Raw genomic sequence first — 21,869 nt, 5'->3', positions numbered from 1 at the left:
ATGCCAAGCACACCATTTTTTTCGGTAGTAATTCCGCTTTATAATAAAGAGCTCTACATAGAAGAGACGCTTAGATCTGTACTCAATCAAACCTTTGATGATTTCGAGATTGTTATAATTAATGACGGCTCAACAGATAAAAGTCTCAAAAACGCAAAGCATGTTTTAAAATCTTCTTCAAACTATTTAATTCGCAGCCAGAAAAACAAAGGACTTTCAGCTTCAAGAAACGTTGGTATTTCTTTATCAAAAGGAAAAATTATTGCATTGTTAGACGCTGACGATATCTGGCATGAAAATTTTCTAGAATCAATTTACAGTCTCTATTCAACTTTTCCTGAAGCTTCAGTTTATGGTACAGATTATCAAGAAAAATATAGCAAAACGAATATTGTTGAAACTAAAAAAAATCTAGACCATAATCTAAAAAACAAAGCTTTTTTAATTGAAGATTTCTTTTTAGCAAATAAATTTCAATCTGTAGTTTGCCAAAGCAGCATTGCTTTTAAAAAAGAGATGTTATCCGGAATTTTATTTGATGAAATTATCGATTATGCAGAAGATGTAGATTTTTACTTAAAATGTTTTATAACTAAAAAATTGGCATATAACTATACAGTTCTCACCACAATTTTGAGCAATATACCTAATCAGATAACTAGACAAGGAATTAAAAACAAAACCATTCCAAATTTAGACATGTATGAGAGTAATCACCCAAACAATCGTTCTTTAAAAAAGTATTTAGACTCTAAAAGATACGCCTATGCGATAGAATACAAGTTGGCAAAAGACAGATTGAACTTCGACCATCTCATCAAATCTCTAAATTTTAACAACCTTAATTTAAAGCAGAAAGTATTATTAAAAAGTCCTTTATTCTTTTTAAAATTTTTAAAAAGCATCAAAAAAATACTACTGAAATATAATATTAGAATTACCTCATTTAGCAATTAGAATCTACTTTCCATAAGTTCAGTAATATATTTATTCCATTTTACTGACGTTTGATTCATAGAGAAAGATTGTATACTATCTAAAGCATTAACTTTACAAATTTTATATAAAGTATTGTCAGTGTACATTTCATTCATGGCATTAGTTAGCGCTTCGAAGTTTTGATTTTCTATTAACAATCCGTTTTTTCTATCTATAATTATCTCATTAGGACCAGATTTGCAGTCAAAAGAAATTATCGGTGTTTCACAGGCTAAAGACTCTATCAAAACTCTAGGAAAACCTTCGCCTAAACTAGACATAATCAAAAATTTTGCACTTGCTAAATAGGGAAACGGGTTATTTTGAAAAGCTAATAAATGCACTTTATCCTGGAGATTCAATCTTTTAATTTTTGTCTGTAATGCATTTTTTTCTGGTCCACTTCCAATTATATATAACTTAGTATTTTGTGATGGCAATACAGAATTTTTATAAGCTTCTAGAAGTTTGTCAAATTGCTTTATAACATTTAGTCTTCCTAGAGCAATTACATAATCGTCAGTAATTGTAATCGTTTCTTGTGCTTTATTTTTGATATAACTTATATCAACAGGACTGTAAATTGTACTAACATTAGAGAAAGAGAACTTTTTTTCTATTTCTTTTTGAATAGTTTTAGAGACTGTATTAATTGACAAATACCTCTTGTACAAATATTTTGAGAGCAATATTGGATTCGGAAAGTACCATTTAAGATTAAAATGCCTAACCATATTTATCATGTTAGTTCTGAATACTATTTTATTTAAAATCAACTCTCTTAGAGGAAAGTTTTTCATTCTAAAATCTAAAACAATATCAAATTGGCGCTCCTTTATTTCTCTATATAATTGCTTATATCTGTAATACTTATTTAATGATGATGTAGATTCATTTTTATATGCGCCCAAGTTTATGAGCTCACCTTTGTATGGATAAGCTATATCATCAAAAAGAGTAATTAAAGCAACATTATGTCCTAGTTCCGTTAATATTATAGATAACAAACCTGCAGAACGTTCAGCTCCACCTCCATTTAACCTCTCAATCAGTATACAAATTCTGTATGTCATTTGTTTTCTATTGACTTGAATTCATCAAAATCTATATTTTCTTGAATTATACGTTTCCGGAGTTCAAAATTGTCACTAAAAACACTTCTACTCTTGCTAAGCAAGTCACTTTCAATTCCTATAAAATGTGTAAAACTATGAGGAAAATCATCTAACATATATGGGCGCGATTTATCAACTACAAAGCCTTCAGGTCTCTCAAATGTAGGTGACATATAAACAAAAAATGGAACCTCATACATTGTAGATGTAGGTTTGTCTTCAAAATGTCCAAAATAGTTAGCGACATCATACACTTCTTCTCCATGGTCAGAAAAATATAATACTGCACTTTTTTGATTTATATTTTTTACGGAGTTAATTATCTCACTTAGAATAAAATCAGTGTATAAGATTGAATTGTCATAAGTATTTATAATATCATTTTTTCTATTCGCTTCTGAAGAAGAAAATTTTATAAAATTATCAGGATATCTTTTATTATAAGCATAGTGACTTCCTACTAAATGAACAAAGATTACTTTTTTCCCTTTCTCTGAGAGCTTATTCTTGATTTTTGGTAATAAAACCTCGTCGTGCAAAGTGTTTTTTCGAAAATCATTGTAATTTAAAAACTGAGTTTCATCCGATGAAGATGCTAACCTTGACACCAAATTATCATGAACCCCAACTGCTCTATGATTTGAGAGCCAAACAACTTTAAAGCCAGCACTTTTAATGTAATTTATTAAGGTATTTTCAGCATCAGGGGTTTCGTAGTTTGACAGGGTAAAAATATCTTTAATAGATCCCGTTGTATAGGCGTGAGGACTGATGACGTTGTCATAAACAACTAATGAATCTGATAATGCTTTTAAGTTTGGATTTGTGTTACGGTTATAGCCATAAATCTCCATATGCTTTCTACTCGCGGATTCTCCGATCACAACAACTATTACATCATTATCTGTAACTAATTCTGTTTTGAGATTATTTTTAGAATTTACAGAAGCGTTAATAGACGCTATCTGCTTATTATATTGTACATACGACTTTATGCTAATGTAAGACAAGTTATAAACTATAAGTCCACTAAATTTTAATATTGCTAATATTATTATAATGGCTATAAAATTTGGCCTCATTTTTTTTGATATGCCAGTAGCTTTCTTGAAATTTTTCCTTTTGAAGGATAGAAATAAAGGCATAAAAAACAGAAGTAACCAGAATAAATTTTTATTATAATAGACAATACTAAACTCCTTTACTTCATTATAGTTGGTATTTAATATTACATATATATATGAAGCGTTAAACCTTGTTTGAAACAACAAATACAAACCTGTTTCAATAATCAACATCAAATAAAATGCCCCTATAATAAAATTGGCTATTTTTTTTCCATATTTAAAATATGAAAGCAGATTAACCATTATTAAAACAATAACTGCAAATAAGATATTTTCGGCTAAGTTTAAGAATGTAGAGAATTCTATCTCATGTATTATTATCTCTAACATAAGTGATAATAATACTGGGTAGAGTAATATTGCAACACTTGGTTTTAAATAAATATTAAAATATTCTCTCACACTAATTTATTTTGTTTCTCTTGTAATAATTGTAAATAAAAATAATGACTATTGGTAAATAAACCATATAACTAAAAGCATAAGCCTTTACAACACCAACTAAGCCATATATATCTATAAAAAAGTAACTCAAACAAAAATACAACAGACTCAAAAGGCCATTGGAAAACAAATATGCTTTAAAAAGAAGTTTAGCATGAAATTGTTTTACTAGAACAATAGCTATAACATTAATAAAATCTCCAATAAGTCTCCAAAAAAACAACTCTGAAGTTGGAATAAACTCTTCACTTAAAAGAATATTTAATAACAAATAGCGCAGAAAATAAATAAGTGCAAATACAATTATTAATACAGGTATTATTAATACATAAAAACTTTTTATTTCTTTTTTAAAAACTTCAAAGCTATTTGTTTTTGATAATCGAGGTAATAGATAAAAAGAGGTTAAACTAATAAAAAACATTAGATAAAATGATGATATCCTATTCATGGCTTCCCAATAGCCAGCTTCTTCTACACTTAGGTTTTCTATAATAAGGTTTCTTATTAATAAAAAGGTTATTGACACTATGACTGTAGAATATGCAGCCATTAAAAAATAAATGCTAATATTTTTAAGTGCCTTAATTGAAAATAATTCAAACTTAAATGCATAAAAAAGTATAAGTCGCTTTTCGGCAAGTGCAAAAAAGTTAATGATAAAAACTATCATCGGTCCTAGAATAATGCCTACTAAAGCACCTTGCAAACCAAATTTGATGGCAAAACTTATAGTAACAAGCATATTACCTACACTCAAAATAGAATTTACTATAACTAATTTTTTATGGCGTTCTAATCCATTAAGCACATATATTACAAGCAAATTATAGGAGAAAAAAGGTAAGCCTATTGCTAAAACTTTAATGACATATGCATATGCTTCTGTTTTAAACAAAACAGCACTCCAAGTCGAAGAAAATACCCAGAGAATTATACCAATTAAAAAAGCCAACCCAAGACTTAATTGAAATATAGTAGCAACAGTCTTTTTTTGTTTAAGTTCACTATCTTTATATTCAGACACATAACGAATTGTAGCATTATGATAACCTTCTGCAGTAACGCTTGAAGCGGTTTGTATAAAACTTCTAAGATTGCCAAGAAGAGCTAGTCCGCTTGGCCCAAGAAATAATGCAATTACTTTTGAGGTAACGATACCAGAAATAGCTCTTACAAGTACTATTATGGCATTAAAATAAGAAGCCCTTATAAGAAGATTGGAATTAAAAATTCTAAATTTCATTTACAAATTTCTAATAGTTATTAAGATTATCAATCATTAAAAACTTAATAACTAACTTATACTGTATCATCTTGTATAATACCAAAAAGTGAACTACTAAATATTAGAATCACTATTCCAAAATGTAAAAGATGTGTAAAGAAGTGTCCCATTACAGCACCTTCTAAGCCGAAAACATCAATGAGATAAACACTTGAAAAGTAAAGCGTAACAAAAAGGAATATTTCTAGTATAATAAAATGACTAAACATCTTCTTTGCTAAAAACTGGTAGGCAATGACCATAGCCAAAACTCTTATAAAATCACCTAAAATTTGCCATAAAAACAAGTCACCGGCTGGTAAGAATTCATCAGAAAAAATTAAAGTTACTACAAATTTTCTAGTAAAATACATGACTATTAAAAGACCTGCAAAATAAGGCATCAAGTTTTTGTAAAAACTAATGACTTCTTTTCTAAAGTCTTTTTTTGTATTAGTCTTTGTTAATTTTGGCACTAAATATAATGCTATTAATGAGTTAACAAACATGAGATAGTAATCAGAAATCCTATTCATGGCTTCCCAATACCCAGCTTCTTTTAGTCCTATTTCTCCCGTAATATAATTACGGATTAAAATCATGACAATTGGCAATGCTACTGCACTTGAAAGTGCCATTATAGAATAAGGACTAAGCTTAGCAAGTATTTTAGAAGACACATTCGTAATCTTGATAAAAGGTACCAAACTGGTTCTAAATAAGATACCAACCAAAGTAATTAAGAAGACCAATCCTGGTGTTATGGCAATAGCTACCAAAGCACCATCTATTCGATCTTGCCAGATCAGCAATAAGGTTATCAGAAGCCCTGCAATTTGTCCTATAATGTTTATAATCAGTAAAAACTTATACTTAGAATAGCCATTCATTATAGCAAAGCAAAACGCATTTAAAGTATAAAATGGTAGTACAATAGCTAGTATTTCAATAACATATACATAATCCGAAGAACCAAAAAGAAATGAGTTAATATGCTCGGCAAAATAATAGCATCCAAAAGCAGATAACATTGTGCTTAAAAACCCTATATAAAAGGATGTCGAAAGCACCTCACTTAGTTTTTCATTTTTCTCTTTAAATTCAGCTATATATTTCACCACTCCCTTATAGAATCCTAATGCTGAAAAAGATTGAATAGCTTTTAAAAAACTTGAAATATTACCTACTAATGCTAAGCCTTCAGCTCCAATAAAAATGGCGATAAACTTAGAAGTAAATAGACCTGCTATAATTCTAATTCCTAAAGTAAATGAATTGAGATTGGCTACGTTAAATAAAACGTTAGTATTGATGTACTTATTAAATTTCTTCAACTAAGGGTAAACTTATAGGGGTTTAATAGCAAATCTAATTGTTTAAGACTTTAACTTCAAACATAACTCGATAAAATTTAACAAGTTACTACTTCGCTGATTTCAGCAAATAAAAAACATTGACGGCTAAAATTGCCGCATTAGCTATTATAATAGGCAAACCTATACGAAGTGTAGGCATTAAAAATCCATAAACGATAAAAAGTATACAACCAGACATATTTACTAACCTTAGCTTTTTTACATCTTTCATTGTAAAAGACAGTAAGACCATAAATGATGCTAAGTAACCTATGTATTCTGTTCCCGTTATTCCAAATAATTCCATTAAAATTTTGGTTTGCATAAAAAAGAGAAACACTTTTCAATATTTCTCTTTTTCAAAATTTATAATTTTAGAAATCGCCTAGTGTATTTTGTTACGCTTGCGATCGACTTCTTTTAAAAATATCTTGCGCAGTCTTAAGTGGCTTGGTGTCACCTCAACATACTCATCTTTCTGAATATACTCTAAGGCTTCCTCTAAAGAAAACTTAATCGCTGGTACAATCTTGGCTTTATCATCCGCACCAGCTGAACGTACATTACTCAATTTCTTAGTTTTTGTAACATTAACCGTCATATCATCACCACGAGAATTTTCTCCAATAACCTGACCTTCATAGATGTCCTCACCTGGATCCACGAAAAATTTACCTCTATCTTGTAATTTATCTATAGAATAAGGAATCGCTTGCCCATTCTCCATGGATACTAAAGACCCATTTTGACGCTCAGGAATACCACCTTTTAATGGCTGATATTCTTTAAAACGGTGTGCCATGATAGCTTCACCAGCTGTAGCCGTTAACAATTGATTACGCAAACCAATAATACCTCGAGATGGCACAATAAATTCGCAAACCATACGGTCGCCTTTAGCTTCCATACTCAACATCTCACCTTTACGCATAGTAACCATTTCAATAGCTTTACCAGAAACATGCTCAGGCAAATCAATTGTCATTTCTTCAAAAGGTTCGCATTTAATGCCATCAATTTCTTTGATGATAACTTGTGGCTGCCCTATTTGAAGCTCATAGCCTTCACGACGCATGGTCTCAATTAATACTGATAAGTGGAGTACACCACGACCAAACACCATAAACTTATCTGCACTATCAGTTTCTTCGACACGTAAAGCTAAATTTTTCTCAAGCTCTTTTGTTAAACGATCTTTTATATGACGAGATGTTACAAACTTACCATCTTTACCAAAGAAAGGAGAATCGTTAATTGTAAACAACATACTCATTGTTGGCTCATCAATAGCGATAGTTTTTAAACCTTCAGGATTTTCAAAATCTGCGACAGTATCACCAATCTCGAAACCTTCTAAGCCGACAATAGCACAAATATCTCCTGCTATTACCTCATCTACTTTTTTACGTCCAAGCCCTTCAAAAGTATGTAGTTCTTTAATTTTACTCTTTACTATAGAACCATCTCGTTTCACTAAAGAAATTTGTTGCCCTACTTTTAAAGTGCCTCTTGTCAATCTTCCGATAGCAATTCGTCCTGTAAATGAAGAAAAATCTAAAGACGTGATTAACATCTGTGTACTACCTTCTTCAATTTTTGGTTCCGGAATATGCTCAATAACCATATCTAACAATGGCTCAATATTTTCAGTTTCGTTCTTCCAATCGTCACTCATCCAGTTGTTTTTTGCAGAACCGTAAACTGTAGGAAAATCTAATTGCCATTCTTCTGCACCAAGCTCAAACATTAAATCGAACACCTTCTCGTGTACTTCATCAGGCGTACAATTTTCTTTATCTACTTTGTTTATCACCACACAAGGCTTCAATCCTAAATCAATTGCTTTTTGTAATACAAAGCGTGTTTGCGGCATTGGCCCTTCAAAAGCATCTACTAAAAGCAACACACCATCAGCCATATTTAGAACACGCTCTACCTCACCTCCAAAATCGGCGTGACCAGGTGTATCAATGATATTAATCTTGGTGTCTTTATAGATTACCGAAACGTTTTTAGACGTAATTGTAATTCCTCTTTCACGTTCTAAATCGTTATTATCTAAAATTAAATCGCCTGTGTTTTCGTTTTCACGAAATAATTGGCAGTGATACATAATCTTATCTACCAAGGTTGTTTTACCGTGGTCAACGTGCGCAATAATTGCAATATTTTTAATAGTCGCCATAATAGGTGCTGATTTTAAGCGTGCAAAGATACGCTTTATTATTGGATATATGGCTTAGCAAATTGTTACGCTATTTCTTTTCGTTTTTTATGGAGTAAATCAGCTCTTTATTGGTGTCTTATTAACCCAAAACTTATAGTATATTTGCAGCGTAAACTTAAAAACGTTTTCAAAGAATGACACTTCAAAATATCCCTAATATTAAACATGCAAATTCTAATAATTTCTTTTTGCTTTGCGGACCTTGTGCTATTGAAGGTGAAGATATGGCATTGCGTATTGCGGAAAAAGTAATTTCAATTACGGATAAGCTTGAAATTCCTTATGTGTTTAAAGGCAGTTTTAAAAAGGCTAATAGAAGTCGTATTGATAGTTTTACTGGTATTGGCAACGAAAAAGCACTTAAAATATTAAGAAAAGTGTCTGAAACGTTTAATGTACCAACAGTAACAGATATTCATGAAGCATCTGATGCCGCTATGGCTGCAGAGTATGTAGATGTATTACAAATACCTGCGTTTTTGGTAAGGCAAACGGATTTAGTTGTTGCAGCAGCTAAAACTGGCAAAGTGGTAAACCTTAAAAAAGGGCAGTTTATGAGTCCTGAAGCTATGAAACATGCCGTACAAAAGGTTAAAGATGCTGGAAATGAAAGTGCTTGGATTACTGATAGAGGCACCATGTTTGGTTACCAAGATATGATTGTAGATTTTAGAGGCATACCAACTATGCGTGACTATGCGCCAACAGTTTTAGACGTTACACATTCGCTCCAACAACCTAACCAATCTATTGGGGTAACAGGAGGCCGACCAGATATGATTGAAACTATAGCACGTGCCGGTGTTGTAAATAATGTTGATGGCCTATTTATTGAAACGCATTTTGACCCTGCAAATGCTAAAAGTGATGGTGCAAATATGCTACACCTTGATAATCTTGAAGGCTTATTGACCAACTTAACGGCAATAAGAAAACTAGTTACTTCTTTTTAATTCTTGATTTTCCTATAACTGCGTAAGGACTTGTGTTGATTCTTAGCTGTTCTTGTAACACGTAGACAATGACATCATCTTGAATATCGTCAACAGATTTGTAACGAAGAGATGCTACAGATTTTCGATTCGAGAGTACAAAGTGCTCTTGGTATTTATCTATTTGTTTACGGTGCCAAAATGCAAAGTCCACATAATCCTTAGATTGATTTAAATAACAGATTGATATCCCTTTGCTATAAAAAACAGGGATACGCCATTTGTAAAGCATTTCAACATCTGGTACAACTGCTTCAATTATCGTTTGCAATTGTAATAAAATAGACTTGAAGGGTTCTTGCTGCTCGAGTATGTATTCTTCGGCAGGGTTCAAGATTTACACAAAAATATTCCAGATACCTATGGCTAATATTCCAATACCTATAATAGCTTTAAAAGGGCTTAATTTATCCGATAACTTTTGAAGTGTTTCTTTAAAAGCTGGTGCTTTGCCAATAACATGTGTTAATAATAAAAAACCACCTATAAGACTAGCAAAATTAAACAACCAATTGTGTCCTCCAAAAATCCTCATTAAACTCAAAACAACCAAAGCGCCACCAATAATGGTTTGAAATGGTGCTAAAGCTCCAGCTATTTTATTAAAAAAATTACGATCACCATCCCACTTATCTAAAGTAGCTAAACCTAAGAGTAATCCACCAGCAATATTTGCAACAGTTAATAATGTAACGATCATGATTTATTGTTTTTATAGTTAGAATATCTAAATTTAGTTAAAATCTTCTAAAATAGGTTTGTTAGTTTTAGTCTTTTTATTTTACTTTGTATTTCAAAGTACTTTATTATGAACAATGAAGATTATTTAAAAGACATTAGTGAGATTAAAAACTTAATGAATAAATCCTCAAGATTTATTTCTCTAAGTGGTTTATCTGGGATATTAGCAGGGGTTTATGCATTAATTGGTGCCGCAGTTGCCTTTTGGCTAGTCACAACCTATAGCTATGGTGAATTATACCTAGATGGTTGGGTATTTAGAACAGCTATGTTAATTCTATTCTTAGTCGCATTATTTAGCGTGGTGACGGGAATCATACTAACTACGAGAAAAGCCAAAAAAAATAATGAAAAAATATGGGACAATTCATCAAAGCGATTATTACTTAATTTCCTAATTCCTCTTATTGTAGGGGGATTTTATTGTCTTATCATTTTAAGTCAAGGTCGTTACGGGCAAACTGGTGGACTTATGCTCATTTTTTATGGCTTAGCTCTAGTAAATGCCTCAAAATATAGCATTGGTGATATTCGATATTTAGGATATACAGAGATTATTCTTGGACTTATAGCTGCAGCTTTCCCAGGATATGGGTTTTGGTTATGGGTTTTGGGTTTTGGAATGATGCATATCGTATACGGAACTTGGATGCATTTTAAATATGATAGAAGATGAAGTCAAAATTAAAGTTAAAACAAATTAGTGGTTACATTCTTATTTTTTCAACATTATGCTTTGCATTTTATAGAGGGAAAAAACAAGCTCAGTTAGAGTGTATAGATTTTAATATTTTACCAATTATAGACAATACTATAACCATTACTATATGTACTATTCTATCTCTAGTTGGTATTTGGTTAATGACTAAATCTAAACTTTATAAAACTAAGTAATCTCATGTCTAAAAAAACAAAACGTCTTATTATTGTACTAGTAATAATCATTTTATTACTATTATGGATTGAAATGGCAGTTGGTATTTTTGGTTCTCCAATTGCGGGAAGTTAATTATTTAATGAGTATAATAACCAACATAAACAAACTCTTTGACCACCGTATTCGGTTGGGAATTATGTCTGTACTCATGGTAAATGAACATGCAGATTTTAATACGCTAAAAGAATTACTTGGGGCCACTGACGGTAATCTTGCCAGCCATACAAAAGCTTTAGAAAAGGCTGAGTATATTTTAATTGAAAAACAATTTATTGGTAAGAAACCTAACACCCGCTACTCTGCTACCAAGCTTGGCAAAGCCGAATTTAAAAAACACATTAATGCCCTAGAAAAACTAATAAAAAAGACTTAGTAAAAACCAAAATCTATTTTTTTGCGTATTTACTTTGTATTTCAAAGTACTTTTAAAATGAAAAACAAACGAAAACAACTCATTATATTTCTATTTGAACATTCGCAACGTATATATACATCTATGTTCAAAAAACATGAATCATGGACCTACTCTAAAAAAGACTTACTACAATTTCCTATTGAATCATTCGGCAGACATCTTGGCGAATTTCTTAACAAAAATAATTTTGAGCTTATACCAAAAGTTGAACGTCACGATTGCTACCATGTGTTATGCGGCTATAGTACTGAAGTAGAGGACGAAATAGCCTTACAATGCCTTTGTTATGGCAATGGTAAACGCAGCCCTTACCTCTACGGTGCAATTATCCTTGGCATCGCTATACTGCCAGATTATTATAAATACTACTACAAGTCTTATAAAATAGGAAAATTAGCTAACGCATTTCATCAATTTGATTATAAGAAACTTCTTCGAATCCCTATTGACGATTTACGCATGTCAATATTTTCAAAATCTCAAATACAAAACATTAACAATAACATCTTAAATTATTAATACCATGGAACATTCGAACACACCTCAACAAGAAAAACAACAGTCAAACAGATTTACTTATTGGCTAAAGACATCCATCACAGCTCGAATGCTTATGGTGGGCTTTTTGGTTATAGTACTTCTTATTCCTCTATCATATATTAATGTATTAATAAAAGAACGTTCTTACAGACAAATTGATGTCGTTAATGAAATCAATGAAAAATGGGGAAGTAACATCTTAGTTTATGGTCCAGTATTAAAATTACCTTATAAAACCTACTCGGAAAAAACCACATATAATGAGAAGACAAAAACCTATATTAAAGAAACTGAAACGCATATAAACTATGCGTATATCTTTCCTGAAAAATTAGACGTTGTATCAGACGTGAAGTCCAAATCCATGTACCTTGGTAATTTTGAATCTGCTGTGTTTACCTCAGATTTTAAAATTACTGGAGAATACAAAACATCAGACTTAACATCTAAAGACATTAAAAACGAAGATATTGTTTGGGACAAAGCCTCTATACTATTTAAAACCACAAATCTTAAAGGTATAAAAACGGAAATAGCGGTAAAACTTAATGGTATTGTTTACAACTTTGAGACTAATTTTAACGATAATAGTAATTACAAAAATCGCTTAGATGAGTTAGAAACTGGTTTTATAGACCAAGAGATTCTAAAAGGTAGTTTTACATTCAACATGCAGGTTGTTTACGATGGTAGCGAGCAAATACAAATGATTCCGGTTGGTAAAACCACAACCATGACAATGACTTCTAATTGGGCAGACCCAGGTTTTATTGGTGCCTATTCACCAAATGACGAAACCAGAAGCATTAATCAAGAAGGTTTTAAAGTAGACTGGAAAGTATTGTCTATTAATCGCGCGTTCTCACAATTGTATCTTAATAAAATCCCTAATCTCAATCAGTTTGCTTTCGGGACCAAGTTTGTTGTTTTAGTCGATGAGTATCAGAAGAGTGAACGCTCTTCAAAATATGGCTTCTTAGTCATTGGCCTTACGTTTTTAATCTTCTTTTTAATACAGACAATGAGTAAGATTCACATTCATCCGTTTCAGTATTTAATGATTGGTTTAGCGCTGACTATGTTCTACACGCTTCTCGTTTCTATATCTGAGCATAGTAATTTCTTAAAAGCCTATTTAGTCGCAGGCATTTCGGTAGTAACATTAATCACTTTGTATTCTAAATCTATTTTAAAAAGCTTGAAATTTTCAGCATTTATTGGCATTTCCCTTTCGGCATTGTATGCGTTTATCTATGTAATTATTCAACTAGAAAATTATGCACTTTTAGTAGGTAGTATTGGACTCTTCTTAATACTTGCTAGTGTTATGTTTGTTTCTAGGAAAATAGATTGGCATAACGATTAATTAGTTGGTGATTGGACCTCGTTCCTCTTTCAATTTATTGAAATGAACGAGGTTTAATAAAAGCTTCTAAAATGAAAAACAACATCAGCAATACAGGAAAAACAATTGCTTTAGTCAGCTTTGTCATTGGCACTATCTTTTTAGCATTTTATCTCTACTATGGTGAAACTGTAGTAAATGTATTTCTAGCATTTCTCTTTGTTGTAGCTGCAATAATTACAAATACAGTCGTACTAACTGTTATTATTGGCGCAGCAATTCTGAACAGAATAGACCGATTAGAAGCTCTAAAGACTATTGCTATTATACTACTTAATATTCCTATTGCTATTTTGTATTTCTACATGATAATATCATTTCCTGGACCTAAATTTTTATTATGAAAATGCAACTCAATAAAACATATCTAATCTTAGCAATACTTCTTTTTTTAATTGAAGCTTGTATAGCAATCTTCTTAAAAACGGGATTTATAAGACATACGTTTGGGGATTATTTGGTCGTCATTCTTCTCTATTGTGGATTAAGAGGATTAACATCTTTAGGTATTTGGCGTAGTGCCATATTAGTACTAATCATAGCATTTATTATAGAGTTTCTTCAGCTAACAAAAGTTCTAGAACTATTAAACCTACAAAGCAATCATTTCGCGAAATTAATATTAGGAACTAGCTTTCAGTTTTTAGATTTAATAGCTTACACATTAGGTATAATTACTATTCTCATCATTGAAACAAACTATTCAAAACATTTTAAATGAAAACATATCTCATCAAAAAAATCGATACATTATCCATATTAGTTTCAGCCATCTGTATGAGTGGACTATTACTTGTGCTTAGGGTAAAACTAAATAAGTCATTCTTCTACTTATTTCTAGTTTGGAATATCATTCTAGCCATTGTGCCTTATGCCATTACTATGTATTTAAGCTCAAGAAAATTAAACAAATTAAAATTTGGTTTCTGGTTTTGCATTTGGCTATTATTTCTTCCCAATTCACCATACATCATAACAGATTTATTGCACCTACGCATTAGTAATTCGCAGATGCTATGGCTAGATATTCTGGTTATTCTATCCTTTGCCGCAACTGGACTATTACTCTTCTTTTTATCTCTAAATGATATGAAGCTATTGCTAAGTTATCACTTTAAAAAGCTACATGTAAAATACCTCATAACTGGAATCATTTTCCTTAGTGCTTTTGGTGTATATCTAGGTCGATTTTTACGCTATAACTCTTGGGAAATACTAAGCCAACCTCAGCAGTTAATATCTGATATCATTGATATGGTTGTTTACCCTAGAGCTAACCAAGAAGTTTGGTTGTTTACGTTTGGATTTGGCATGTTTATATTCGTTGGATATTGGATGTTTAAAAAAATCTATTCCTTACCATCCACATAGTCCTTTAGATAGCTATATCTATCAGCTAAAGTGCCTTCTGATGTGGTCATTTTTGCACGTTGTAAAATCCCATCTTTATCATTATTAAAAAATGCTGGAATAACATGTTCTAAAAAAGCCTCACCAAAACCTTCACTAGCATCTTTTGGAAGCTCACAAGGCAAATTATCTACTGCCATGACTGTAATAGCATCTTTAGCATCAAAACTAGTTTCAGTTTCGGTCTGTGGATGATAACCATAAAATGGCTCAGCAATTGTCGAAGGGCGAATTGTACTCGCAACAGGCCCATCAATATCGCAAGAGATATCTGCTATCAAATTGATTTTAAATTCAGATTGTTTGGCATCATCACGAGTAAATAAATATGGTGCACCATCGCCATAAAAATGACCAGCTATAAAGTAATCGGTCTCTTTTGCATAAGGCATAAAATTACTCTCATAACCACTTGGGTCTTTGTAAAAAGCAAACTTCTCTCCTACTTTGCCATCTTTACGTTTGGCATATTCCATAACATCAGCCATACAATAGACTGGCTCTGTAAACTCCGACGTTAAATACAAAGCGTCGCTGACTTGTTTAATCCCTAAATGGTCAAGGATTTCTTTTGCGCCATAGGCCACTTTTCCCGTTCCTGTCAATAAGATTTTAATGTTTGGAAGTGTAATCTTATTTAGCTCAGATTTTACGGCATCTAAATCAGATAGGGTTTCAACTTTTGGAAGATTAAATAATCCATCTCTAAGACCTAAAGCTCTAAAACCATTGTATGCGCCAACTAATCCTGCATAACGCCCAAAACCAATTAAACGTGCATTGTTTTCACGTACTATTGTTTCATGATCGAACATTTCTATGTACTTTTCGAGCATAGCTTTTAACAGCTTACGATTATAAGGTTGCTTTTTTATGGTATGTGAGAAGTAAAAGTACTTTTTATTAGGAATTAAATATTCCAAAGGTACTTCCTTAACACCTATCATAACATCGGCATCAGACACATCGTCTGTAACCTTAAACCCTAATGCTTTATAAGCCGAATCAGGAAATATTCTAATATCTGAAGATTCTACAATAAATTCTGCATTAGGAAATTCTGCTCTAGCTTCAGCCAATTTTTCTGGTGAAAATACAACACGACGGTCTGGCGGATTTTTACGTTCCTTTATAATAGCAAACTTCATAATAGGTCTTTTATATTACTGACAAAACGACTAGAATATAGTCTGGAATAATTTTTGCTCAAAAATACTTGGATTTAAGAGGTTGCACAACTTTTTTTGTAACTTCGCTATCCTTTTTATCATTTTGGGGTCGACTGGTTTTGACAGCGAGATTAATGAAATGGTAAGCACGTCGTGTAATGGCATTGAAACACGTAAAAGGCTAGACCAAATTTTAAACGGCGAGAATAACTACGCTTTAGCTGCATAATCTGAATTATAGTAAGATTGGCCTAGGCTCACAAGGTGAGCAAGCTAAATGTCTCCAGAAAGCCTTGGTTAGTGGCGTTCTATTTAGAGGCATCGTAAATATTAACTAAGATTGGGTAGCGCTTTGATGCCCTTTCGAGATTAAGAAGCTAAGTAATAAGTAGGCTGTCTTTTGCCAGCTTATTATCGAAAATCTAAGAATAGAATAAACGTGTAGAAAGCTCTTTGGTTACTTGTTTGGACGAGAGTTCGATTCTCTCCGACTCCACTCGAGAGGACAATTTCAATTTATTTGAAAATTGTCCTCTTTTTTTATTACCTAACTCATTATCTATCTGCAACATAAAGCGCAAAACGTCATTAATTCTTGTAGTTCGACATTTATTATCTTCAAAAAAGAGATTTTCAGGAAATATCGAACTCAGTAGTTTTTGTTTTTGTTTAACTGATGATTTATTGTAATACTCCTTCATATTCTTTAGCAGGTGAACACCTCTATTAAGCCATGTTCTATATTGACTATTCACTGTTTGCAAACTTTTAAGCTCTTGTTTTAATGCTTCACGTTTCAAACAATATCTGTCATAAGTTTCTGAATAAGATTCTATATCTATTTTATCATCAACATATAAGTCCTGAAGCTTTTCCAATCGTTTTGTAGTTTGATCTATTTCAGCATTTAATTTCTTTCTTTTTATTGCTGCTTGTTTTTCATTACCAGATAATAACTTCTGAACCATCATTTCATAAATGGTCTCTGCTCCTCTCGAGAATTTGAAATCATCCAATATAGATTCAATAGTCTTGTTTGCGTTTATTGCCGAGATTCTATCTTTTTTACAATGGTTGCAATGATAGTAGAAATATTGCTTTCCATTCTGGCTTCTTGAAGGACTTCCAGTCATTTTGCTTTGACAATTAGAGCAGTATATCAACCCTCTGAGTGGCAACTCTTCTCTCATTGAATTATAAATTGGTCTATTCGATTTCTTTTTTCGTTTACTCAAGATATTTTGGACTTGATAAAAAACCTCTTCAGATATGATTCCTTGATGTAGTCCTTCAACTAAAACTTTTGGTTCATCATCTTTTGCAGGAACTAGAATCTTTCCCATATACATTGGATTTCTTAAAATAAGTGAGATATTATTTCTACTAATAATAACTCCTTTGTTCTTTATATCCTTTCGTATCTCTACTTGTGATTTTCCTTTTATAATTTGGTTAAAAGCATATTGAATATACTCTGCTTTCTCACTTGGGACAATTATAGGTTTGTTTTTATTATCTCTTGTATTTCTGTATCCCATTGGCGCCTGCCTACACCATCTCCCTGCTTTTAGAGAACCTCTTATACCTCCTCTAATCTTAAGAGAACGTCTGTCGTTATCAATTTCTGGAAAGACTAAATAAATAGCCAACATCGCTTTACTCTCTGGTATAGAAAAATCAATAGGTTGCTCTATTGCTTGTACTTCTATTCCTAAACCTTTTAATGTTCTGAGCATTAAATTAGCATCAGTCATATTTCTTGAGAATCGATCCCAGGTGGTTACGAGTAAATAGTCAATTTGATTTTTGTGCTGTTTAGCATATTCCAAAAATTTTTGAAACTCTGGTCGATTGAAGTTTTTTGCCGAATGATCTTCTCTGTAATGCTTTAATATCTCTACATCATGTCTTTGACAGTATTTGGTCAATTGTTCAAACTGAACATCCAGACTGTAGCCTCTAACTTGATCATCACTACTAACGCGTGACATAATTACTGCTGTCTTTTTCATTCTTGTTGCTTATTAAATTGTTCTACACTCATTCGAGCAAATACTTCTAAAAGTTCTAAAACCTGTTTTACTTGGTCATTATTTAATTTTTCTTCTCTATTGGCATTTAAAATAGTTTTTGCCTTATTAATTGAAAACATGTTAAATTAACATGTGCATCACCTTCATTGTTTATGACAGGATAGCTATTCTTGAATCGATCTGAGGTCTTCAGTATCATAATTTATGTTTTTCATTATCCGTTATATAAACAACTTTGCCGTCAACTGTTGTTATATGCATTGATTTATAATCTCCTTTTTTAAAATGATGGATAAACATACTTTCGGCATTAGCTTTTTTAACTGTCTCTAATTCTATCATATTTAATTGATCATCCTTTGTTGTAATCAATACAGATTTTAGGTTTTTATAGTCTTTTCTTATAAGCTTAAGCGCATTATGTTCTTGCTCAGTAAGTATCGATGTGAATTTCTCACTTCTTATATCTGAAGGAATATCATTATTAATGAAGCTTCTAGTTATTTCATTAATGGAGATACTCACGTGAGATTCTTTTAGGTATTCAAAGTACTCAGAAGCTTCAGGTCTTAGTTCAAATTCTTTCAATATCTCACCAGAAATAGGTACATAAAAATGTGGTTTATTATGAAAAAAGAGTAGACTTACGATATCATTGTGATTGATCACATTTAGGATGAAACTCTCAAAAGCAGTTATTGGATTTTCTTCTTCAACTTCATTCTCAATTTCATCATTAAACCTGTTCAATTCTTCTTCTGAACAATATTCAAGTAAAAGTTCACGCTTTTCTTCTATTGCCAATTTATAAAAATCATTATCAAATGTTTCAGATAAACTACACTTGAACGTTTTGATGATTTGATAATCAAACCCAAACTGACGTAACTGTTCTACTAACTTGACCCATGTATAGTAAACATAGCTATACTTTCTATGATGATGCTTATCTTCAAATTCACTCCATAGCAATCCGTTTTTCTCCCATCTGACAAAATCATCATAGACAACATCCATTTCAGTTTTTTTGAATCGACGTTCCCTAAGGATTTCAAATAACTCATTATTAGCTTTGAAATTTTTGTAATAGTCTTTTAGATTAATCATGATGCTAAAATATTAAAAGTTTGCTTTAAAATCAACTTTTAATATTTGTAATAAAGACATCGACTTTCTTATGCTTTAGTACTTGAAGTAGTTTTATTAAAAATGATATGTCCAAAAACAATTTTTATCATGTTAGAACCTGAAATAACCTACTTTAATCATAGTATTAAATCACCACCTAGAACCAAAAGCTTTTAAGAATATATGATTGAAATTTATTATTCCGTTGAGAGACATGATAAATACTATTATTATCGTATTAAGTAAAAAGTCCAACTTAAATTAACGAATCGTTTTAATCGTATCGTAACTATCGATTTAATCAATTATAGATTGATTTAGTATCGTAATGCATTAATAATAATGGCACGACAAAGAATTACGATAAATCCTGAGTTAAACTGAGTTTGTTAAATTCTAGTTTAATCAATCAAAACTTTAGGTGAGTAGAACCAAAAACTCTATTTCTGAAAACCTTTTGCCTATACAAATACAGAAAATTATTGTTTTTAATAATTTTTATTAGAAGACAAGTTGCGCTGTCCAATCATATACTTATTTATCCACTAATTATTACTCACCAATTGCATTAATAACGTTTATATTTAAAGTGCTATATGATTCTGGTGGATATACTTTAATAGTAAAACTCTCAGAAGTGTTTGGATAATAATACTCATAAAGAATAAATGTTTTTTCAGAAATAATTGATTTAGTATTTGAGTAATAAGTAACTTTTAGTTTCACATCTTTAAACTTAGCCAAAGAAGCTTTATTTTGAATATATCCATTAATTATAGCTCCGTCATCGACATATTTTGCTTTTTTAAATAACACAGCTTTTTTTACCTTTTTTCTTTGTGGTGTCATAATAGCCTCAGCAACTGAGATATAATCCAGAGGGTTTGATTGTTCATTTTGTTTTAGTTCATGTCTTAGTTCTTCTGGAGTTTTTTTACGAGATTGATTTTCTTTACAGCCAATGCTAAAGAAGCATACTAAAATTAATAACACTATCTTACTTGTTCTCATCTTAAATAATTTTTGTCTCATCAAAACCCCTTGATGAATTAATTGTATAAAAAAGCGTGGGGTTTCAAACCTTGATATCTGAAGGTATCGCCAAACACCTAGTCACACACAAGTACTAACCCACGCCTAAAGCATGAGCATTAGTAAATGTTATTCGTGTGACATTAAAATTTGGCGATTTTTCAGACAGAACAACAGCTAACGCTTTGTAAATATGTTTAGATTTAAACTACAATCTTATAGGATTAAATATTTTCTTCATGTTTATTTAACGAATTTAGTCAAATTATTGCGACGACGAATCAAATGCCTTCAAATAGTGAGTCAAAATAGAATTAATAGGCTAGACAGTTGACATATATCGATTAAATACTACTACTCATTAATTCTAATAAGTGACTTTTGTAAATCTTCATCAAAGTAATTCAACTTTTGCGCCGTCGACTCCACAAATAGGCCCAGTATGCTTTATTATTACTAGACTTTATATTTTTAGGTGTCTATTTAGGTTTAAGTACTTGCTGTTTTAAGAACCTCCTAATTGTCTTTAAGCTACTTATTTATCCGAAAATTTCATTCCGTCTGTTTAAATTTTTAGTATGAATTTTGAATCCCTTTTTCTCCGCAAAACCCTTTGTAATCAAATGATTTCAAAGGGTTATTCTTTTGGTTGACAGTATCGTTGATAATCCATTAAATTTTAAAGAATATTTGCGATTTTTCTATATATGAAATTCCAACCTATATTAAACTATAGGGTTCATGGTCTTTATGGTTTATTACTTCTTTTTAACTTCAAATATCATCACAAAATCAGGAACTTACATATCGATGTAAATACACCAAATAATTACAAAAAAGTATTAATTTTATTCCCTTATCTTTAGACATAAAGAAGTTTCTTTATATCCAGTAGTTGTAAGTAATTAGTAAAACCCAAGAATGAATAGAAAACTGATTTATGACTTAACCTTTTCAATACTTATAGCTATAACTTCTGGATTAACTCTTTCTCAATTAAAAACTTATTATCCAGTTTTATTAGTAGTTTATATCTTATTTTTTATTTGGTTTGGTTATAGGTCTTTAACATTTGCTTTTAAATACAAAAAAGCTCAATCGAGTATAAAGGCAGATATTGATTCTCGAGATTCTAAATTAGACTTGAACCCGAGTTTAATTCCACCATTTGGATTTGTAGTAGTATTTGGTTTAATATGTCACCAACTTTTTCTATATGATAGTAGCTTATTTGTAATAAATTCAGTATCTATTCCTAATCCGCCTTATGATTATGAATGGATGATATATGCAATTGATAATTTCATTAGGTCTGTTATGTTTGATTTTTTAGAAACCTATCACATCAAGATTTCTCAAATCGATTCGAATAACAATTGGATTCTGACTTTTGTCTTTATTTTCAAGTCTACCTTATCTATTTTCTTTATTAAGGCTCTTTTAAATCTAATTAAAGCAACTAAACTGATTGAAAACCAAAATAAATAACTACTTACAACAACATGTATAATTAATTGTGGCTGAATTTCCGAGAGGAAATTCAGCCACAATTAA

Annotated in this window: 23 protein-coding genes, 1 other RNA gene and 1 pseudogene; 12 read left to right on the top strand and 13 right to left on the bottom strand. The window is 31.2% G+C overall.

Annotated elements, in window-relative coordinates; all coding sequences use genetic code 11:
• On the top strand, positions 1–957 hold the full coding sequence (locus IEV10_RS06730; RefSeq protein ID WP_188373914.1) for a glycosyltransferase family 2 protein: 957 nt from the start codon (positions 1–3) through the stop codon (positions 955–957).
• Here the strand turns inward: IEV10_RS06730 and IEV10_RS06725 are convergent.
• From IEV10_RS06725 to typA, 6 genes are all read right to left on the bottom strand, one after another.
• On the bottom strand, positions 954–2,051 hold the full coding sequence (locus tag IEV10_RS06725) for a glycosyltransferase (RefSeq protein WP_188373913.1): 1,098 nt from the start codon (positions 2,049–2,051) through the stop codon (positions 954–956). The genes IEV10_RS06730 and IEV10_RS06725 overlap by 4 nt on opposite strands.
• Positions 2,048–3,622, bottom strand: coding sequence for a phosphoethanolamine transferase (locus tag IEV10_RS06720; protein WP_188373912.1), 1,575 nt, complete (start codon positions 3,620–3,622; stop codon positions 2,048–2,050). The genes IEV10_RS06725 and IEV10_RS06720 overlap by 4 nt, the downstream gene beginning before the upstream one ends.
• Before the next feature lies 1 nt (position 3,623).
• Positions 3,624–4,910, bottom strand: coding sequence for an O-antigen translocase (locus IEV10_RS06715; protein ID WP_188373911.1), 1,287 nt, complete (start codon positions 4,908–4,910; stop codon positions 3,624–3,626).
• Positions 4,911–4,966: 56 nt separating this feature from the next.
• Complete coding sequence (locus IEV10_RS06710; RefSeq protein ID WP_188373910.1) at positions 4,967–6,265, bottom strand: O-antigen translocase; 1,299 nt, start codon at positions 6,263–6,265, stop codon at positions 4,967–4,969.
• Between the two features lie 88 nt (positions 6,266–6,353).
• Complete coding sequence (locus tag IEV10_RS06705) at positions 6,354–6,593, bottom strand: uroporphyrinogen decarboxylase (protein WP_188373909.1); 240 nt, start codon at positions 6,591–6,593, stop codon at positions 6,354–6,356.
• Between the two features lie 78 nt (positions 6,594–6,671).
• Positions 6,672–8,471, bottom strand: coding sequence for a translational GTPase TypA (gene typA, locus IEV10_RS06700; RefSeq protein ID WP_188373908.1), 1,800 nt, complete (start codon positions 8,469–8,471; stop codon positions 6,672–6,674).
• A 176-nt stretch (positions 8,472–8,647) separates the two neighbouring features.
• Here typA and kdsA point away from each other — a divergent pair, with 176 nt between their 5' ends.
• Positions 8,648–9,466 (top strand): 3-deoxy-8-phosphooctulonate synthase, encoded by an 819-nt coding sequence (kdsA, locus tag IEV10_RS06695; protein ID WP_188373907.1) that lies wholly within the window; start codon positions 8,648–8,650, stop codon positions 9,464–9,466.
• Here the strand turns inward: kdsA and IEV10_RS06690 are convergent.
• Both IEV10_RS06690 and IEV10_RS06685 read right to left on the bottom strand, forming a co-directional pair.
• Positions 9,453–9,839, bottom strand: a complete 387-nt coding sequence (locus IEV10_RS06690; RefSeq protein ID WP_188373906.1) for a DUF1801 domain-containing protein — start codon at positions 9,837–9,839, stop codon at positions 9,453–9,455. The genes kdsA and IEV10_RS06690 overlap by 14 nt on opposite strands.
• 3 nt (positions 9,840–9,842) lie before the next feature.
• Positions 9,843–10,205 (bottom strand): hypothetical protein, encoded by a 363-nt coding sequence (locus tag IEV10_RS06685; RefSeq protein ID WP_188373905.1) that lies wholly within the window; start codon positions 10,203–10,205, stop codon positions 9,843–9,845.
• A 108-nt stretch (positions 10,206–10,313) separates the two neighbouring features.
• Between IEV10_RS06685 and IEV10_RS06680 the strand changes: the two genes are divergently transcribed.
• The 8 genes from IEV10_RS06680 to IEV10_RS06645 all read left to right on the top strand — a co-directional run bounded on the left by IEV10_RS06680 (position 10,314) and on the right by IEV10_RS06645 (position 14,914).
• Positions 10,314–10,922 carry a hypothetical protein gene (locus IEV10_RS06680; protein WP_188373904.1) on the top strand — a complete coding sequence of 203 codons (609 nt, stop codon included), beginning with the start codon at positions 10,314–10,316 and terminating at the stop codon, positions 10,920–10,922.
• Positions 10,919–11,140 (top strand): hypothetical protein, encoded by a 222-nt coding sequence (locus IEV10_RS06675; protein ID WP_188373903.1) that lies wholly within the window; start codon positions 10,919–10,921, stop codon positions 11,138–11,140. The genes IEV10_RS06680 and IEV10_RS06675 overlap by 4 nt, the downstream gene beginning before the upstream one ends.
• 122 nt (positions 11,141–11,262) lie before the next feature.
• Complete coding sequence (locus IEV10_RS06670; protein WP_188373902.1) at positions 11,263–11,556, top strand: winged helix-turn-helix domain-containing protein; 294 nt, start codon at positions 11,263–11,265, stop codon at positions 11,554–11,556.
• Positions 11,557–11,613: 57 nt separating this feature from the next.
• The gene (locus IEV10_RS06665) at positions 11,614–12,117 is read left to right on the top strand and encodes a Coq4 family protein (RefSeq protein ID WP_188373901.1); all 504 of its coding nucleotides are present in this window, start codon (positions 11,614–11,616) and stop codon (positions 12,115–12,117) included.
• Positions 12,118–12,121: 4 nt separating this feature from the next.
• Positions 12,122–13,504: a cell envelope integrity protein CreD gene (gene creD / locus IEV10_RS06660; RefSeq protein WP_188373900.1), complete on the top strand. Its 1,383-nt coding sequence runs from the start codon at positions 12,122–12,124 to the stop codon at positions 13,502–13,504.
• A gap of 71 nt (positions 13,505–13,575) precedes the next feature.
• A complete protein-coding gene (locus IEV10_RS06655) occupies positions 13,576–13,887 on the top strand; it encodes a hypothetical protein (protein WP_188373899.1) in 312 nt (103 codons plus the stop codon).
• Positions 13,884–14,264, top strand: coding sequence for a ribosomal maturation YjgA family protein (locus tag IEV10_RS06650; RefSeq protein WP_229719616.1), 381 nt, complete (start codon positions 13,884–13,886; stop codon positions 14,262–14,264). Before IEV10_RS06655 ends, IEV10_RS06650 begins: the two co-directional genes overlap by 4 nt.
• Positions 14,261–14,914, top strand: a complete 654-nt coding sequence (locus IEV10_RS06645) for a DUF1361 domain-containing protein (protein ID WP_188373897.1) — start codon at positions 14,261–14,263, stop codon at positions 14,912–14,914. The genes IEV10_RS06650 and IEV10_RS06645 overlap by 4 nt, the downstream gene beginning before the upstream one ends.
• Here IEV10_RS06645 and IEV10_RS06640 read toward each other — a convergent pair.
• Positions 14,893–16,101, bottom strand: a complete 1,209-nt coding sequence (locus tag IEV10_RS06640) for an NAD(P)-dependent oxidoreductase (protein WP_188373896.1) — start codon at positions 16,099–16,101, stop codon at positions 14,893–14,895. The genes IEV10_RS06645 and IEV10_RS06640 overlap by 22 nt on opposite strands.
• Positions 16,102–16,227: 126 nt before the next feature.
• Here IEV10_RS06640 and ssrA point away from each other — a divergent pair.
• Positions 16,228–16,621, top strand: a transfer-messenger RNA (tmRNA) gene (gene ssrA, locus IEV10_RS06635).
• 568 nt (positions 16,622–17,189) lie between these two features.
• Here the strand turns inward: ssrA and IEV10_RS14455 are convergent.
• The 4 genes and pseudogenes from IEV10_RS14455 to IEV10_RS06610 all read right to left on the bottom strand — a co-directional run.
• Positions 17,190–18,113: pseudogene (locus tag IEV10_RS14455) on the bottom strand (recombinase family protein); the annotation flags it as partial.
• A 17-nt stretch (positions 18,114–18,130) separates the two neighbouring features.
• Complete coding sequence (locus IEV10_RS06620; protein WP_188373895.1) at positions 18,131–18,274, bottom strand: hypothetical protein; 144 nt, start codon at positions 18,272–18,274, stop codon at positions 18,131–18,133.
• A 76-nt stretch (positions 18,275–18,350) separates the two neighbouring features.
• The gene (locus tag IEV10_RS06615; protein ID WP_188373894.1) at positions 18,351–19,262 is read right to left on the bottom strand and encodes a hypothetical protein; all 912 of its coding nucleotides are present in this window, start codon (positions 19,260–19,262) and stop codon (positions 18,351–18,353) included.
• A gap of 573 nt (positions 19,263–19,835) precedes the next feature.
• Positions 19,836–20,294 (bottom strand): hypothetical protein, encoded by a 459-nt coding sequence (locus IEV10_RS06610; RefSeq protein ID WP_188373893.1) that lies wholly within the window; start codon positions 20,292–20,294, stop codon positions 19,836–19,838.
• 942 nt (positions 20,295–21,236) lie between these two features.
• On the opposite strand from IEV10_RS06610, the gene IEV10_RS06605 reads away from it, so the two are divergent.
• On the top strand, positions 21,237–21,803 hold the full coding sequence (locus tag IEV10_RS06605) for a hypothetical protein (RefSeq protein ID WP_188373892.1): 567 nt from the start codon (positions 21,237–21,239) through the stop codon (positions 21,801–21,803).
• The last annotated feature ends 66 nt before the right edge of the window (positions 21,804–21,869 follow it).

This window comes from Winogradskyella haliclonae, from assembly GCF_014635865.1.
In the GTDB taxonomy this organism is placed as follows: domain Bacteria; phylum Bacteroidota; class Bacteroidia; order Flavobacteriales; family Flavobacteriaceae; genus Winogradskyella; species Winogradskyella haliclonae.
The sequence above is the reverse complement of the archived record's forward strand: the minus strand, read 5'-3'. Positions and strand labels throughout refer to the sequence as shown.

What these genes read in the sequence shown, in the direction of transcription:
- IEV10_RS06675 (WP_188373903.1), top strand. Translation starts at nt 10,919, where the DNA reads ATGAAGTCAAAATTAAAGTTAAAACAAATTAGTGGTTACATTCTTATT.
- IEV10_RS06645 (WP_188373897.1), top strand. Translation starts at nt 14,261, where the DNA reads ATGAAAACATATCTCATCAAAAAAATCGATACATTATCCATATTAGTT.
- creD (WP_188373900.1), top strand. Translation starts at nt 12,122, where the DNA reads ATGGAACATTCGAACACACCTCAACAAGAAAAACAACAGTCAAACAGA.
- typA (WP_188373908.1), bottom strand. Translation starts at nt 8,471, where the DNA reads ATGGCGACTATTAAAAATATTGCAATTATTGCGCACGTTGACCACGGT.
- IEV10_RS06685 (WP_188373905.1), bottom strand. Translation starts at nt 10,205, where the DNA reads ATGATCGTTACATTATTAACTGTTGCAAATATTGCTGGTGGATTACTC.
- IEV10_RS06705 (WP_188373909.1), bottom strand. Translation starts at nt 6,593, where the DNA reads ATGGAATTATTTGGAATAACGGGAACAGAATACATAGGTTACTTAGCA.
- IEV10_RS06640 (WP_188373896.1), bottom strand. Translation starts at nt 16,101, where the DNA reads ATGAAGTTTGCTATTATAAAGGAACGTAAAAATCCGCCAGACCGTCGT.
- IEV10_RS06730 (WP_188373914.1), top strand. Translation starts at nt 1, where the DNA reads ATGCCAAGCACACCATTTTTTTCGGTAGTAATTCCGCTTTATAATAAA.
- IEV10_RS06670 (WP_188373902.1), top strand. Translation starts at nt 11,263, where the DNA reads ATGAGTATAATAACCAACATAAACAAACTCTTTGACCACCGTATTCGG.
- IEV10_RS06620 (WP_188373895.1), bottom strand. Translation starts at nt 18,274, where the DNA reads ATGTTTTCAATTAATAAGGCAAAAACTATTTTAAATGCCAATAGAGAA.
- IEV10_RS06680 (WP_188373904.1), top strand. Translation starts at nt 10,314, where the DNA reads ATGAACAATGAAGATTATTTAAAAGACATTAGTGAGATTAAAAACTTA.
- IEV10_RS06650 (WP_229719616.1), top strand. Translation starts at nt 13,884, where the DNA reads ATGAAAATGCAACTCAATAAAACATATCTAATCTTAGCAATACTTCTT.
- IEV10_RS06615 (WP_188373894.1), bottom strand. Translation starts at nt 19,262, where the DNA reads ATGATTAATCTAAAAGACTATTACAAAAATTTCAAAGCTAATAATGAG.
- IEV10_RS06610 (WP_188373893.1), bottom strand. Translation starts at nt 20,294, where the DNA reads ATGAGAACAAGTAAGATAGTGTTATTAATTTTAGTATGCTTCTTTAGC.
- IEV10_RS06725 (WP_188373913.1), bottom strand. Translation starts at nt 2,051, where the DNA reads ATGACATACAGAATTTGTATACTGATTGAGAGGTTAAATGGAGGTGGA.
- IEV10_RS06605 (WP_188373892.1), top strand. Translation starts at nt 21,237, where the DNA reads ATGAATAGAAAACTGATTTATGACTTAACCTTTTCAATACTTATAGCT.
- kdsA (WP_188373907.1), top strand. Translation starts at nt 8,648, where the DNA reads ATGACACTTCAAAATATCCCTAATATTAAACATGCAAATTCTAATAAT.
- IEV10_RS06655 (WP_188373899.1), top strand. Translation starts at nt 13,576, where the DNA reads ATGAAAAACAACATCAGCAATACAGGAAAAACAATTGCTTTAGTCAGC.
- IEV10_RS06715 (WP_188373911.1), bottom strand. Translation starts at nt 4,910, where the DNA reads ATGAAATTTAGAATTTTTAATTCCAATCTTCTTATAAGGGCTTCTTAT.
- IEV10_RS06665 (WP_188373901.1), top strand. Translation starts at nt 11,614, where the DNA reads ATGAAAAACAAACGAAAACAACTCATTATATTTCTATTTGAACATTCG.